Below are 13,819 nucleotides of genomic sequence, written 5' to 3' on the forward strand. Positions count from 1 at the left end.
TGACGCGAAACGCCATGTCGACACCAACTTTCCCAACCGATCGTTCCAATAAGTGAGCATGCGAAAGCCCCGGGTCGACAGGGCGATGAAGGCGAGAGAGCGCCTCGCCCGCCCCCACGCCGAGGACTGTACTCATACTGGATCGATCGGTCCAAAAATCAAAAACGGGAAGCTGAGGGTCCTTCAGATCAGCTACCCGTCTTGTCCCACACCACGGAGTCACGCCAGAGCAGATAACGGCGGAAACGGCTGCCCGGCAGCGGTTCACGGCGGCTTGCCGCACGTCGCCCTCACAGACCGGTGCTCCCATCGGGTGAACCCCCGCGGCCCGCGCAACCGAACCGGGGCGGCGCGGCCTCCGAAGAGCTGACACCTACTTCCGATCGCGAGCCGTGGAGGCCCTTGATGTACCTGTACTGCGAACAGACCCTGATGGACACGACGGAGCAGCTCTACCCGCCCACGTACCCGAAGGATCTCCACCTCCCGCCACCCCGCCCGGAGGACCGGCTCTGCCCACCACCCCGCCCCGAGGACCGGATCGTGTTCCCGCTTCCCTCGACGGACGGCCACCGGCTCCCACAGCCCCAGGGCCTTACGGACCCCCAAGGCCCCCAGCTCCAGCCCCCGTACTGCGACGAACCGCTGCCCGCTCCCCCGCGCGCCGAGGACCGGCTGCAGTACTCCGTGGCCACGCCCGACCGCCGGCGGCTCGACATCCAGGCCGCGCTCACCAAGGCCGGTGTCGCTCCGGCAGCCGGGGACGCGGCCGCCGTCCGGGCGATCGCGGGTCTGGACGACGCCACCGTCGCCGCCGTCATCGGCTGGATCGGCGCCGCCGCACAGGGAGCCTCGTAGGTCCCGTCCGGACTCACCGCAAGCCGGGCAGGCTGCGCAGTTCCCCGATCTTCAAGATGCGCGCCAGGCCCAGGAAGATCAGGGCCATCGTGGCCGTACCGGCGGCCAGCGCCAGGACCGGGGTCCAGCCCGCCGAGGTGGGGACGCCGGAGCAGGCGCGCGCCGCGAGCCAGCCGAACGCTCCGGCCGCGGCGGCGGACGCGGTCAGCCTGCCGTAGGTGCGGACCAACCGCCGCCCGTCGAGCCGGCCGGCGAGCCGTCGGCGCAGCAGCAGCGCGGTGGCGAGCAGCCCGAAGCCGTACGCGACGGTGTACGCGAGGGCCATGCCGGTGACCGACCAGCGAGCCGGCAGCCACAGGTGGCAGGCGGTGGCCAGGGCGATATTGACGCCACTGATCCAGACCGCCATCCAGAACGGCGTGCGGGTGTCCTCGAAGGCGTAGAAGCCACGCAGCAACAGGTACTGGGCGGAGTACGGGATCAGGCCGAGGCCGAAAGCCTGGAGCATGTGCCCGGCGGGCGCGGCCGAGGCGGCGTCCGCCGTGCCGTGGGCGAACAGCAGTTGTGCCGTCTGCGGGCCGAAGGCGAGGAAGAAGAAGGCGGCCGGGACGATGATGACGCCGCTGACGCGCAGTGCGCGGGAGAGGTCGCCGCGCAGGTCGTCCAGGCGGTGTTCGGTGACCGCCCGGCTCATCCGCGGCAACAGCGCCGTCACGAGTGAGACGGTGATGATCGACTGCGGCAGCATCCAGATGTTCTGCGCCAAGGAGTAGGCGCTGTATCCGACGCCCGCGGTGGGGAGTTGGTGGTCCGCGGCGTCGGCGAAACGCGTGACGACGGTCATCGCGGCCACGTTGGCGAGCACGAAGAGCAGCGTCCAGCGGGCGGCCACGATGCTCTTGCGTAGGCCGGTGCCGCGCCAGTCGAAGCGCGGTCGGAAGCGGAAGCCCGCGGCACGGACGAAGGGGATCAGGGCCAGGCCCTGGACGGCTATACCTCCGGTGGTGGCGAAGCCCAGGAGGTCGATCTGGCTACTGGTGATGTCCTCGACGCGATCGGATCCGGCCATTACTCCGATGTAGATACCGAACATCGCGATCAGGACAATGTTGTTGAGGACAGGCGTCCACATCATGGCGCCGAACTTGCTCCGGGCGTTGAGGACTTGCCCGAGGATGAAGAACAGGCCGTAGAAGAAGATCTGCGGGAGGAGGAAGCGGGCGAAGAGGACGGTGAGCTCGAAGGCCGCGTGGGTCTTGGGCGTATCGGGCGTGAAGATGGTGACGATCTGCGGCGCGGCCCACACGGCGAGCGCGGTGCCGACGCCGAGCACGGTGAGGACGAGGGTGACCAGGCGCTGTTCGTAGGCGCGGCCGCCGTCGGCGTGCTCGACCCTGGCGCGTACGAGCTGCGGCACGAGTACCGAGTTGAGGGCGCCGCCGATCAGCAGGGTGTAGATGCTCATCGGGACCATGTTGGCGATGCTGTACGTGCTGGCGAGCAGGCCGGTGCCCAGCGCGCCGGCCTGCAGCACCATCCGGATCAGCCCGGTTGCCCGGGATACCACCGTCCCCGCCGCCATCAGCAGCGACGAGCGCGCCAGGCCGCCCTTGGCGCCCTTGGCATCCTCAGCGCTCTTGTCGCCCATCTCCCCCTCGCCGCCGGCTGTCTGCCACCCCGGCGATCGCAGCTGCATTGTGTCGTCCGATGTCCCGTCGATCATGGTGGTCAATCTATGCGGAGGCCCGGACGGGCCCCGGCACGACGACGCATTCCGGCACGATGACGTATTCCGACACGATGCCGATCCCGTCACGACGGGGGCTTCGGGAGCGGGGCGGCTCTGTTGAGGTCGAGGAGCGGGCCGAGCAGATCCCCGTGGCGCTCGCGGCGGGCCGCGATATCGCTGAAGAGGAACGAGAGTTGCTCCGGTGCGGTGCAGGCGGCGATCTCGTCCCAGGTGACGGGGGTGGACACGGTGGGGGTGGCGCGGGCGCGCAGCGTGTAGGCGACGGCGGTGGTCTTGGCGGCGGCGTTCTGGGAGAAGTCGATGAAGACCTTGCCGGGGCGCAGCGCCTTGGTCATCCGGTGCACGACGAGATCGGGGAGCGCCGCTCGGGCCTCGACGGCGAGGGCTCTGGCGTAGGCAGTGGCCCGTTCCGAGGGTGTGTGCTCGATGGGCACGATCAGGTGCAGGCCCTTGGAGCCGCTGGTCTTGGCATGGACATCGAGGCCGTCGGCCGCCAGCCGGCCGTGCAGCCACTGGGCGGCGGCGCAGCACTCCACGATCGTGGCGGGTTCGCCGGGGTCCAGATCGAAGACGAGGCGGTCGGCGGAGCCGGGTGCGTCACCGGTCCACTGCGGGGCGTGCAGCTCGACGACCAGATTCGCGGCCCAGACCAGCGAGGACAGGTCCTGGATCAGGACCTGCCGGGTGGCTTCGCCACTCGTATGGGGCACCTCGCAGGTCTTCACCCAGGAGGGCGTGCCGGGCGGCACGTTCTTGGTGAAGAAGCGCTGGCCGTCGGGACCGTCGGGATAGCGGAGGAAGGAAACCGGCCGGTCGTGGAGGTGGGCGAGGAGCGCGTCCGCCGTGGTGGTGCAGTAGTGCAGCACCTCGCCTTTGGTGGTGCCGGTCTCGGGATAGAGGACCTTGTCCAGGTTGGTCAGCGAGAGGCGCCGCCCCTCCACGATGGTGATCGGCGACATACGATGAGAATCCCACACAGAAATCCCACACAAGGGATGGAACATGCGATCTGTATGGAATGGGTCTATTTCATTTGGCCTGGTCAACATCCCCGTGAAGACGTACAGCGCCACCGACCGCACCTCGTCGGTCTCGTTCGTACGCATTCATGAGAAGGACGGCGCGCAGATCCAGTACCGGAAGGTCTGCGAGCTGGACGGGGAGGAAGTGCCGAACGAGGAGGTCGGCAAGGGTTACCAGGCGCCGGACGCGGAAGCCATCGTGCCGATCACCGACGACGACCTGTCGCGGCTGCCGATGCCGACCGCGAAGACGCTGGCGATCCTCTCGTTCGTCGACGCCGCCGAGATCGATCCGCTCCAGCTGGACAAGGCCTACTACCTGGGCCCCAACGGTCTCTCCGCCACGAAGCCGTACGCGGTGCTGCGGGAAGCGCTGGAACACCACCAGAAGGTCGCGATCGGCAAGGTGGCAATGCGCGGCCGGGAGACGCTGGCGATGCTGCGCGCGTACGACGGGGCGATCGTGATGCACTCGCTGCTGTGGCCGGACCAGATCCGGCCCGCGACCGGTGTGGCGCCCGAGAACGTGGAGATCCGCGAGAACGAGCTCAAGCTCGCCGAGACGCTGATGGACTCACTGGGCGAGCTGGACCCCGCCGAACTCCACGACGACTACCGCGAGGCCGTCGAGCAGCTGGTCGCCGCGAAGCTGGAGGGCGAGGAGCCGGTCGCCGCCGATACAGGAACGTCAGGGGCGCAGGTCATCGACCTGATGGCCGCGCTGGAGAAGAGTGTGCGGGCGGCACAGGGGGCCGGGGCCGAGGCCGGGGCGGAGTCGGCGACCGTAACGCCGATACGGGGCCGGAAGTCGGCGAAGAAGACCGCGGAGGATACGGGGAAGACCCCGGCGAAGAAGACGGCTGCGAAGAAGTCCGCCGGCAAGAAGACTGCCGCTACCGCCGGCGCCAAGAAAAGCACCACCAAAACCACAGCGAAAAAGCCCGCCGCGAAACAGCCCGCCGCGAAGAAGACGAGCAAGAAGTCCCCCGCCTAGCACCCGTGCCCGCCCCCCTCGTCCTAGAGTCGTGGCATGGCTTCAAACGAGGGGAACGAGGGGACCACCCGCATCGACAGCTGGATCTGGTCCGTGCGGCTCACCAAGACACGTTCGATGGCGGCCGCGGCTTGCCGCGCGGGGCACGTACGCGTCAACGGCGAACGCGTGAAGCCGGCCCACGGTGTGCGCAACGGCGACGAGGTGCGACTGCGGCACGCCGGCCGGGAGCGGATCGTGGTCGTCACGCGACTGGTGCGCAAGCGAGTGGGCGCGGCCATCGCGGCCGAGTGCTTCATCGACAACAGCCCGCCGGCGCCGCCGCGCGAGGAGGCCACGGTCATCGCGCTCCGCGACCGCGGCACCGGCCGTCCCACCAAGCGCGACCGCCGCGAGATCGAGCAGCTGCGCGGCCACTGACGGCGCGACGCCGGCCCGGGCACCGGGCCGGCAACGAGCGTCTGTGCCGAATCCCGAGCCTCACGCCGAAGGCAGCGCGTCCACGTACACCCACTGGCCCGCCTCGCGGACGAAGCGGCTGTTCTCGTGCTGACTGTCGGCGTGCCCGCGCAGTGTGTAGTGCGCGCGGAATTCCACGGTGCCGTCGGCGTGGAAGGCGCTGCCCCCGGTCGTACCGAGAATTTCCAGCCCGGTCCACCGCTGCGCCGAATCGAATTCGAGGCCGTCGGGCCGGGTCGTCGAATGCCAAGTACGCAGCAGATATGCGGCGTCACCGACGGCGAAGGCGCTGTAGCGAGAGCGCATCAGCCGCTCAGCGGTCGGGGCGGCGGTTCGCCCCTGGTGGAAGGCGGCGCAGCAGTCGCTGTAGGTCGCGTCGCGCCCGCAGGGGCAGGGTGCGCCAGGGGTGATGGCGGCCGGGCCGCCCGTTTTGCTCTGCGGTTTCTTCGGCTTCTTCGGCTTCAGCGACGTCTTCGGCTTCTTCGACACCCGACGATTCTGCCGGACATCCGAGGACACCCCCACAGGCTACGACCGTTTGAGGGGTTTCAACGATAAATCGCCCATTTGCATCTTTTGACGGCTTGATACTTGCGGTGAGGCTGGAAGAACTCATGGTGACCGTCCCCACCACCCAGGAGAGAACCCATGATTCTGTCCGTTTCCGGCGTCATCCTGCTCGGCGTCGTCGTCTTCCTCTTTTTCCGAAAAGACGGCCTCAAGGTGTCCCACGCCTTGGTCTGCGCGCTCTTCGGTTTCTATCTGGCGGGCTCCGCCATCGCGCCCAGTATCAAGGCCGGCGGCGCCAGCCTGGCCAACCTCCTTGGAGGGCTCAAGATTTAGACCCTCCCCACCCCCGGCTCGCCTCCCACGCCGAGCCGTTCACGACCACCGCACAAGCAACAGGAGACAGATGTGGCCCGGCGCCCCCTGCCCCGCATCCTGACCGACAGCGCACGCATCGCGCGCAGCCGCGCATTCGCACGCACCGCCGCCGACGGCGCCTTCGACGTACTCCATCCGCTGATCACCATCAGCCGTGGACTGCGCCGACTGGTCGCCACCGGCCGGGAGCGCTGGTCCGAGACGCCCAAGGAGCGTCGTGGTCCGCTGTTCTTCTTCGTCGCCGCATGCGTCCTGGTCGTAGCGCTGATCCCGTACGGGCCGCTGCTCGCGCTCATCTCGGTGATGGGAGCGGCGGCCTGGGCGGGACGGGACCGGGCCCCGGTGGAGACCGGGCCCAGCGAGGCGGAGACCGCACGGTTGCAGTCGCTGTACGAGGCGCTGGTGCCGTACTTCTCCGCCGACGGCGATCCCAGCCCGCTCTACGCCCATGACGGCGACTGGGAGAACGCCTTCACCGAGTACGCCTTCGACGACAGCGGGCGACTGGAGCGCCTGCAGCTGAAGTACCCGCCCTTTTTCACCGATGGCGAGCCCCAGTCCCGGGCCCGTATCGAGCAGCTGCTGCACGTCAAGTGCGGCCGAGGGCGGGAGTACCACTTCGTCTGGGAGGAGGAGACCAACGAGCTGGTCCTGAGCGTCCTGGGCGCGCTGCCCACCGATATCGCGGCGCAGCGCTTCATCATCTCGCCGGGCGAGACGGTGCTCGGGTTCACCGACCCGGACGCCGTCCGGCGGACCCTGCCGGTCGCCCACGGCGACGACGAGACGCGCGATGCGTCGCCCGTGATGTGGCGCACCGGCATCCGGTCCACCGAGCCGCATCTGCTCGCCCTGGGGCAGCCGGGTACGGGGGCCACGACACTGCTGCGCTCCATCGCGCTGCAGGCTCTGTACGACGGCGATGTGCTGGTCATCGACGGTGGCGGCGCCGGCGAGTTCGCGTGCCTGTCCGGTCGCAGTGGCGTGATGGGGGTGGAGAGCGGGCTCTCGGGGGCGCTGGCGACGCTGGAGTGGGCCTCGCGCGAGACCGAGCGGCGGCTGATCGCGGCGAACCGGGCGCGGCAGTTCGGCCGGCCCGCGCCCGAGGACACCCGTCGGCCGCTGTGGATCATCGCGGACCGCCCGACGGCACTGGCCCATGTCGCGGCCGCGGAGGGCCGGGAAGATCCGCAGCGGCTGCTTCAGGTGCCGCTGCGGCACGGCCGGGCGGTCAATGTCACGGTGGTCGTGGCCGATCAGTTCGAGACCGCCGGAATGCTCAGCGACGCGGTACGGGCGCACACCAAGGCGCGGGTCGTGCTCGGTCCCGCCACAGCAGAGGAGGTGCAGGCGGTGCTCGGCGCGCCGCCGCGCACCACGCCGACGGCGGATGTGCCGCCCGGGCGCGGCTACGCGCGTCTGGGGACCCGACCGGTCCTGCGGCTCCAAGTGCCGGCCACACCCGATCCGTTCGACGACGGCACGAGCGAGGAACATCGGGAGGCCGTCCTGGAGCTGCTGCCCGAGCACACGGTTCCGGCCGGTGAGGCGGCGCCCGGCAAACCGTTGACCGCCGTCCCGCCGTTGAGCGTGGTCCAGCCCGCGGCTGCCTCCGCGACACTGCTGCCCTATGAGCAGGACGCCGACGACGAGATGACCGCGGACGGGGAGGCACCGGCCGACGCGGAGCCGCTGAGCGCGACCACCCGGATGATGACCGTCCGGACCGGTGACCCCCTCGCGGCCAACGGGCCGGCGGAGGCGGCGGAGGCGGCAGCGCACGCCGAGGGCCGCGCGATCCCGTTCCACTGGTAAGACGCGTCAGGACGTCAAAGCGCGTCAGGTCCAACCGGCCGGTACCTGCCCTCTCCCGACAAGTTCCCTTTCCGGCCAGGCGCCTGAATACCCGTCAGGAACAAGAAGCCAGAAGCCTCATCAGGCCACAAACACCTGCCGCGTCTCCGTCTCGACCGGGGCTCCGGTCGCGACCAGCCGCGCGGCGCCCGCCAGCCGTACGGCGGCCTCGTCGGCGACCGCTCCACTGACCGTGAACGGCAGCCGCACAAAGCCCTCGAAGGCCCCGTCGACACCGAACCGCGGGCCGGAGGGGACCCGCACCCCGAGCCGCTCCCCCGCCTCGGCGATGCGGGAACCGGAGAGTCCGCCCGTACGGGCCCAGAGGGTGAGGCCGCCGCGCGGGACGCTGAACTCCCAGTCGGGGACGTGCCGGCGCAGGGCGTCGACGATCGCATCGCGGTTCTCGCGGGCCTGCTCGCGGCGGATCCCGACGGCCGACTCCCACCCGCCGGTCTCCAGGAGCGAGGCGATGGCGAGCTGTTCGAGGACCGGTGAGCCGAGGTCGGAGTAGGCACGGGCGGCGACGAGGCTGCGGATGATGTCCGGCGCGGCCCGCACCCAGCCGATCCGCATCCCGGCCCAGAACGCCTTGCTGGCCGAGCCGACGGTGATGACGGCGCTGCCCGCGGGATCGAACGCGCAGACCGGGCGGGGTGGTTCGGCGTCCTCGTCCAGCTGGAGTTCGGTCATCGTCTCGTCGACGACGAGCAGCGTGCCGGCCGACCGCGCGGCATCGACGAGGCGACGGCGCTGCTCCTCGGTGGCGAGGGTGCCGGTGGGATTGTGGAAGTCGGCGACGACGTATGCCATACGGGGCGCCGCGTCACGCATCACCTGGCGCCAGACGGGGATGTCCCAGCCCGCCAGCCGCTCGCCGAGGGCGACCGGGACGAGCCGGGCGCCGGCGTCCCGCATCAGCTGGAGGATGTTGGCGTAGGACGGGGAGTCGACGGCCACCCGCTCGCCGGGGCTGGTACAGAGCCGGCAGATCGCGGCGACGGCGCCCATCGCGCCGGTCGTCACCATGATCTGTTCGGGCATGGTGGGGATGCCGTGGGCGGTGTAGCGGTCGGCGAGGGCCTGGCGCAGGACGGGGAGGCCCGCCGGGTAGTCGCCGTGGGTGTGGGCGTAGAGCGGGAGGTCGGCCATGGCGCCCTGGACGGCGCGGGTCAGCCAGGGTTCGGGGGCCGGGAGGGCGGCGCAGCCGAGGTCGATCATGGAGCCGGCGGCCTCCGGAGGGAGGGGCTCCAGGCCGCGGGTGGGCAGGGGGTTGCCGGCCGGGACGGCGGTCCAGCTGCCGGAGCCGCGCCGGGACTCCAGGAATCCTTCGGCGCGCAGCGCTTCGTAGGCGGCGGCGACGGTGGTGCGACTGACGCCGAACGCGGCGGCCAGTTCGCGTTCGGCGGGCAGCCGGGCGGCGACCGGTACCCGGCCTTCCAGTACGAGGAGGCGTACACCGTCGGCGAGGCTGCGGTAGGCGGGCAACTTGCGGCCGCCTACGGCGAGTTCGGCGGCTCGCGGGTCCTGCGACCGGAGCAGTCGGGCGAGTTGGGGCGCGCCTACCGCCGAAGTCCACTGAGCCATACAGATCAGTCCACCTTCCCCGGATTGGCTCTTCTTGCGAAGCCCGTACATGCCACATGGTCGCACGTGCCAGTCCAATCTTGCCAGGAGGGGGAAGAGTCGTGTCCATCACCGAGGAATCCGGCGCCCGGAGGGCGCTGCTGCCACGCCGGCTGATCCAGCTCTATGCGGGGCTCGTTCTGTACGGCGTGAGCATGGGGCTGATGCTGCGTGCCGGGCTCGGCCTGGAGCCGTGGAGCGTGCTGAACCAGGGCATATCCCTGCACACGGGTCTGTCGATCGGCACTGTGACCATCGTGTCCGGCGCGCTGATCCTGCTGCTGTGGATTCCGTTGCGGCAGCGCCCGGGACTGGGGACGGTGTCGAACGTCGTGATCCTCGGGCTGGTGATGGACGGAACGCTGGCGCTGGTGCCCGAGACCGGCGCGCTCGGCGTCCGTATCCCGCTGCTGGCCTTCGCCGTCGTCCTCAACGGCGCCGCGACCGGCCTCTATATCTCCGCCCGCTTCGGGCCCGGTCCGCGCGACGGGCTGATGACCGGGCTGCACCGGCGGACCGGCCGGCCGCTGCGGCTGGTGCGGACCGGCATCGAGGTGACCGTCCTCGCGGTCGGTTTTCTGCTCGGCGGTTCGGTGGGGGTGGGCACGGTCGGCTACGCACTGGCCATCGGGCCGCTGGCGCAGTTCTTCATCCGCCGCTTCGCGATCAAGGGCCTGCCCGAGCGGCCGTCGCCCGTGGTGGCCCGCGGAGTGCCGCAACCCGAGCCCGCCATACTGCCCGAGTGACTTCAGCGATACGACTGCGCCACCCCTACCTCGACCACCCCGCCCCGCTCCCTTTCGCCCACAGGGGCGGGGCGGCGGACGGCCTGGAGAACACCGCCGCCGCCTTCCGGTGCGCGGTGGAAAGCGGCTACCGCTATCTGGAGACCGATGTGCATGCCACGTCGGACGGAAAGCTCGTCGCGTTCCACGATGCGACGCTGGACCGGGTGACGGACACCCGCGGCGCCATCGGCGCGCTCCCCTGGCGGGCGGTGCGCCGGGCCCGGGTCGGCGGCCGGGAACCGCTGCCGCTGTTCGAGGACCTCCTGGAGGAGTTCCCGCAGGCCCGCTGGAACGTCGACATCAAGGCGGAGGCCGCCCTGACACCACTGCTGGATCTGCTGCGCCGGACCGACGCCTGGGACCGGGTGTGCGTCGGTTCGTTCTCGGAGGCCCGGGTCGCCAGGGCGCAGCGACTGGCGGGCACGCGGATGGCGACCTCGCTCGGCACCCGGGGCGTGGTGGGCCTGCGGATGCGCTCGTACGGCCGTGGGGTGCTGCCGTTGGACCGGCTGCTGGGCGCGGCGGTGCGGCGCAGCGCCGTCTGCGTACAGGTCCCCGAGCGTCAGTTCGGTATCCCCGTGGTCGATCCGCTTTTCCTGCGTGCCGCGCATGCGCTCGGTATGCAGGTCCATGTCTGGACGGTGAACGACGCCGAGCGGATGGCAACTCTGTTGGATCTTGGGGTGGATGGCATCATGACCGATCACATCGGGACGCTGCGTGCGGTGCTGACCGAGCGCGGCTCCTGGGTCTGAGCTTGATTCCCAAGGTCCGTCCCGGCGGCCGTGCACAGCGCTGACGGGGGCAGAAAGACGGGGGTGGGCTCGGTGAGCGCACAGGTCGTGACCGGGAGTGTGGCCGAGGCGGACGCCAGACGTCGCGAGCAGCGCGGCTGGTACTGGTACGACTGGGCCAACAGCGTTTACTCGACGAGCGTGTTGACGGTGTTCCTCGGGCCGTATCTGACGTCGGTGGCGAAGGCCGCGGCGGATGCGGAGGGCTTCGTTCATCCCCTGGGCATTCCGGTGCGCGCAGGGTCCTTCTTCGCCTACTCCGTCTCGGCCTCGCTGCTGCTGTCGGTGCTGGCGATGCCGGTCGCGGGGGCGCTGGCCGACCGTACCGGCCGTAAGAAACCGCTGCTGGGCGGCTGTGCGTACGCCGGTGCCGCCGCGACGGCCGGGATGTTCTTCCTGGCCGGCGACCGCTATCTGCTGGGCGGGGCGCTGCTGATCATCGCGAACGTGTCCTTCGTCGTGTCGATGATGCTCTACAACTCCTTCCTGCCGCAGATCGCCGAGCCGGACGAACGGGATGCGGTGTCCTCCCGGGGATGGGCGTTCGGCTATGCGTCCGGGGCCCTGGTCCTGCTCGCCGATCTGGCGCTCTACGCCGGACACGACTCCTTCGGCGTCAGTGAAGGCACCGCGGTGCGGATCTGCCTGGCGTCGGCGGGGCTGTGGTGGGGCGCCTTCACCCTGATCCCGCTGAGCCGGCTGCGCGACCGACGGGCGGCGGCCGCCGGCGGCACCCAGGGTCCGGCGCCCGGCGCAGCGCTGGGCCAGGGCCGGCGCCGGCTGCGGGAGACGCTGCGCGATATGCGCCGCCATCCGCTCACCCTCGCCTTCCTCCTGGCGTATCTCGTCTACAACGACGGCGTGCAGACGGTGATCACCCAGGCGTCCGTGTACGGCTCCGAGGAGCTGAAGCTGGATCAGACGACACTGATCGTGGCGATCCTGCTGGTGCAGGTGCTGGCCGCGGCGGGCGCGCTGCTGATGGGGCGGCTGGCCCGGCGGTATGGCGCACAGCGGACGATCCTCGGTTCGCTGGTGGCCTGGGCGCTGATGATCGCGGTGGGCTGTGTCCTGCCGGCGAAGGCGCCGGTGTGGTTCTTCGGCCTGGCCGCCGGGATCGGCCTGGTCCTGGGCGGCAGCCAGGCCCTCTCCCGTTCGCTGTTCTCGCATCTGGTGCCGCGCGGCAAGGAGGCGGAGTACTTCTCCGCGTATGAGATGAGCGACCGGGGAGTGAGCTGGCTGGGGCCGCTGGTCTTCGGGGTGGCCTACCAGCTGACCGGCAGCTACCGGGACGCGATCGTGTCCCTGGCGGCGTTCTTTGTGGCCGGTTTCATACTGCTCGCGAGGGTGCCGGTGCGGCAGGCGATCACAGCGGCCGGAAATCCCGTACCCGACCGGATTTAGTCGTGGAGCACGCGGGCCGGTAGTGTACGCCTTTGGCTCACCAGGCGGACCGTTACTGCGCGCTCAAGCATGGAAAGCGCTGGGTGACATCTGCTGCCAGATGTGACAAACCGGGCGTTGGTGGGTACAACAAGGGGCGGCACGAAGGAAGGCAGCGGCGCACGGCGCCTCCGTCAAGGGCGGTGGTGGGCGACGGGTGGGCGCATATCCCGATTACGGGAATCTTCACCGCCGACCGGACGTTGACCGGATGACGACGACAGCGACACCTGTCCTGTGGGCGACAAGCCCGGGAGGCACGATTCATGAGTGAGCGAGCTCTCCGCGGTACGCGACTCGTGGTGACCAGCTACGAGACCGACCGCGGCATCGACCTGGCCCCGCGCCAGGCGGTGGAGTACGCATGCCAGAACGGACATCGATTTGAGATGCCGTTCTCGGTTGAGGCCGAGATTCCGCCGGAGTGGGAGTGCAAGGTTTGCGGTGCACCCTCTCTTCTGGTGGATGGCGACGGCCCTGAGGAGAAGAAGGGGAAGCCCGCGCGTACGCATTGGGACATGCTCATGGAGCGGCGCACCCGCGAGGAGCTTGAGGAGGTGCTGGCCGAACGGCTGGCCGTCCTGCGCTCCGGCACCATGAACATTGCCGTGCATCCGCGCGACAGCAACCGCAAGTCCGCCTGACAACCGGACTGCGCAGTACAGCAAGCACAAGGGCCGGGGCCACTGCACTTCGCAGTGGCCCCGGCCCTTGTTGCGTTCGTGGTGATCTCAGCGGGTCAGCGGCGGGTCCTGGCGGTCCTCGCGGGGCGCCGGAGGCGTGTCGTCCCGGATGACCTCGCCCTGGACGACCTTGCCGTCCGGCTTGTGCATGCGGGCCTGCTGGAAGGCGTCACCGAGCGACCCCGTGGGGTAGGACGCCCGCCGGGTCAGCAGCTTCTCGGCGCGGCGGCCGATCAGCTTCGCGGCCGGCGGGAAGAGGCAGAGCAGCCCCAAGGCGTCGGAGATCAGCCCGGGCAGCATCAGCAGCAGGCCACCGATCATCGGGAGCGTATTGCCGCTGCCCGCGGAGGCGGGCGCCTTGGGCGCCGTGGGGTCGGCGCCGGCCTGCAGCGTGTCGGTGAGGTTCCGCCACGCACGGCGGCCGGCCCGCTTGATCACATACCCGCCGGCGATCACGCCCCCGAGCAGCAGCAGAACGACCGTCAGACCGTTCGTGGCACCGGCGACGACGATCAGCAGCCAGACCTCCAGCACCATCCAGGCGGCCACACCCAACGGAACGAACCGGCGGGCGCGCGAGCGCGTGGGCGGGCGGGGACTCGGCGATGGCATGGCTCCGAACGTCATGCCTCAAGTGTGCCTGGCCCGCCCGGCAGCGCCCCC

14 protein-coding genes are annotated in these 13,819 nt (G+C 70.2%); 9 read left to right on the top strand and 5 right to left on the bottom strand.

Annotated elements, in window-relative coordinates; all coding sequences use genetic code 11:
- Positions 1-405 precede the first annotated feature (405 nt).
- On the top strand, positions 406-858 hold the full coding sequence (locus tag AB0I10_RS21680; protein WP_363154181.1) for a hypothetical protein: 453 nt from the start codon (positions 406-408) through the stop codon (positions 856-858).
- A 13-nt stretch (positions 859-871) separates the two neighbouring features.
- Here the strand turns inward: AB0I10_RS21680 and murJ are convergent, their stop codons facing one another.
- Together murJ and ligD are read right to left on the bottom strand one after the other, a co-directional pair.
- Positions 872-2,506, bottom strand: a complete 1,635-nt coding sequence (gene murJ, locus AB0I10_RS21685) for a murein biosynthesis integral membrane protein MurJ (RefSeq protein ID WP_363154222.1) — start codon at positions 2,504-2,506, stop codon at positions 872-874.
- A 164-nt stretch (positions 2,507-2,670) separates the two neighbouring features.
- Positions 2,671-3,567 carry a non-homologous end-joining DNA ligase gene (gene ligD, locus AB0I10_RS21690; protein WP_363154182.1) on the bottom strand — a complete coding sequence of 299 codons (897 nt, stop codon included), beginning with the start codon at positions 3,565-3,567 and terminating at the stop codon, positions 2,671-2,673.
- A gap of 94 nt (positions 3,568-3,661) precedes the next feature.
- Here ligD and AB0I10_RS21695 point away from each other — a divergent pair, with 94 nt between their 5' ends.
- Both AB0I10_RS21695 and AB0I10_RS21700 read left to right on the top strand, forming a co-directional pair.
- Positions 3,662-4,624, top strand: coding sequence for a Ku protein (locus AB0I10_RS21695; protein WP_363154183.1), 963 nt, complete (start codon positions 3,662-3,664; stop codon positions 4,622-4,624).
- A 36-nt stretch (positions 4,625-4,660) separates the two neighbouring features.
- On the top strand, positions 4,661-5,044 hold the full coding sequence (locus AB0I10_RS21700; protein ID WP_363154184.1) for an RNA-binding S4 domain-containing protein: 384 nt from the start codon (positions 4,661-4,663) through the stop codon (positions 5,042-5,044).
- 60 nt (positions 5,045-5,104) lie between these two features.
- Here AB0I10_RS21700 and AB0I10_RS21705 read toward each other — a convergent pair whose 3' ends face one another.
- On the bottom strand, positions 5,105-5,494 hold the full coding sequence (locus tag AB0I10_RS21705) for a YchJ family metal-binding protein (protein WP_363154223.1): 390 nt from the start codon (positions 5,492-5,494) through the stop codon (positions 5,105-5,107).
- Positions 5,495-5,731: 237 nt separating this feature from the next.
- On the opposite strand from AB0I10_RS21705, the gene AB0I10_RS21710 reads away from it, so the two are divergent.
- Together AB0I10_RS21710 and AB0I10_RS21715 are read left to right on the top strand one after the other, a co-directional pair.
- Positions 5,732-5,926, top strand: coding sequence for a hypothetical protein (locus tag AB0I10_RS21710; RefSeq protein ID WP_136737761.1), 195 nt, complete (start codon positions 5,732-5,734; stop codon positions 5,924-5,926).
- Between the two features lie 72 nt (positions 5,927-5,998).
- A complete protein-coding gene (locus AB0I10_RS21715; protein ID WP_363154185.1) occupies positions 5,999-7,783 on the top strand; it encodes a hypothetical protein in 1,785 nt (594 codons plus the stop codon).
- A gap of 120 nt (positions 7,784-7,903) precedes the next feature.
- On the opposite strand, the gene AB0I10_RS21720 is transcribed toward AB0I10_RS21715, so the two are convergent.
- Positions 7,904-9,409: a PLP-dependent aminotransferase family protein gene (locus AB0I10_RS21720; protein ID WP_363154186.1), complete on the bottom strand. Its 1,506-nt coding sequence runs from the start codon at positions 9,407-9,409 to the stop codon at positions 7,904-7,906.
- Between the two features lie 194 nt (positions 9,410-9,603).
- Between AB0I10_RS21720 and AB0I10_RS21725 the strand changes: the two genes are divergently transcribed.
- The 4 genes from AB0I10_RS21725 to AB0I10_RS21740 all read left to right on the top strand — a co-directional run bounded on the left by AB0I10_RS21725 (position 9,604) and on the right by AB0I10_RS21740 (position 13,117).
- Positions 9,604-10,194 carry a hypothetical protein gene (locus tag AB0I10_RS21725; protein ID WP_363154224.1) on the top strand — a complete coding sequence of 197 codons (591 nt, stop codon included), beginning with the start codon at positions 9,604-9,606 and terminating at the stop codon, positions 10,192-10,194.
- Positions 10,191-10,991, top strand: coding sequence for a glycerophosphodiester phosphodiesterase (locus tag AB0I10_RS21730; RefSeq protein WP_363154187.1), 801 nt, complete (start codon positions 10,191-10,193; stop codon positions 10,989-10,991). Before AB0I10_RS21725 ends, AB0I10_RS21730 begins: the two co-directional genes overlap by 4 nt.
- 72 nt (positions 10,992-11,063) lie before the next feature.
- Positions 11,064-12,434 (top strand): MFS transporter, encoded by a 1,371-nt coding sequence (locus AB0I10_RS21735; RefSeq protein ID WP_363154188.1) that lies wholly within the window; start codon positions 11,064-11,066, stop codon positions 12,432-12,434.
- A gap of 305 nt (positions 12,435-12,739) precedes the next feature.
- Complete coding sequence (locus tag AB0I10_RS21740) at positions 12,740-13,117, top strand: RNA polymerase-binding protein RbpA (RefSeq protein ID WP_026170122.1); 378 nt, start codon at positions 12,740-12,742, stop codon at positions 13,115-13,117.
- Between the two features lie 87 nt (positions 13,118-13,204).
- Here the strand turns inward: AB0I10_RS21740 and fxsA are convergent, their stop codons facing one another.
- Positions 13,205-13,783, bottom strand: a complete 579-nt coding sequence (gene fxsA, locus AB0I10_RS21745) for an FxsA family membrane protein (RefSeq protein ID WP_363154189.1) — start codon at positions 13,781-13,783, stop codon at positions 13,205-13,207.
- Positions 13,784-13,819 lie beyond the last annotated feature (36 nt).

Origin of the sequence: Streptomyces sp. NPDC050636, assembly GCF_040654775.1 — a bacterium.
In the GTDB taxonomy this organism is placed as follows: domain Bacteria; phylum Actinomycetota; class Actinomycetes; order Streptomycetales; family Streptomycetaceae; genus Streptomyces.

Coding starts and splice junctions, on each gene's coding strand:
- fxsA (WP_363154189.1), bottom strand. CDS start 13,783: ATGACGTTCGGAGCCATGCCATCGCCGAGTCCCCGCCCGCCCACGCGC.
- AB0I10_RS21740 (WP_026170122.1), top strand. CDS start 12,740: ATGAGTGAGCGAGCTCTCCGCGGTACGCGACTCGTGGTGACCAGCTAC.
- AB0I10_RS21725 (WP_363154224.1), top strand. CDS start 9,604: ATGGGGCTGATGCTGCGTGCCGGGCTCGGCCTGGAGCCGTGGAGCGTG.
- AB0I10_RS21680 (WP_363154181.1), top strand. CDS start 406: ATGTACCTGTACTGCGAACAGACCCTGATGGACACGACGGAGCAGCTC.
- ligD (WP_363154182.1), bottom strand. CDS start 3,567: ATGTCGCCGATCACCATCGTGGAGGGGCGGCGCCTCTCGCTGACCAAC.
- AB0I10_RS21700 (WP_363154184.1), top strand. CDS start 4,661: ATGGCTTCAAACGAGGGGAACGAGGGGACCACCCGCATCGACAGCTGG.
- murJ (WP_363154222.1), bottom strand. CDS start 2,506: ATGGGCGACAAGAGCGCTGAGGATGCCAAGGGCGCCAAGGGCGGCCTG.
- AB0I10_RS21720 (WP_363154186.1), bottom strand. CDS start 9,409: ATGGCTCAGTGGACTTCGGCGGTAGGCGCGCCCCAACTCGCCCGACTG.
- AB0I10_RS21710 (WP_136737761.1), top strand. CDS start 5,732: ATGATTCTGTCCGTTTCCGGCGTCATCCTGCTCGGCGTCGTCGTCTTC.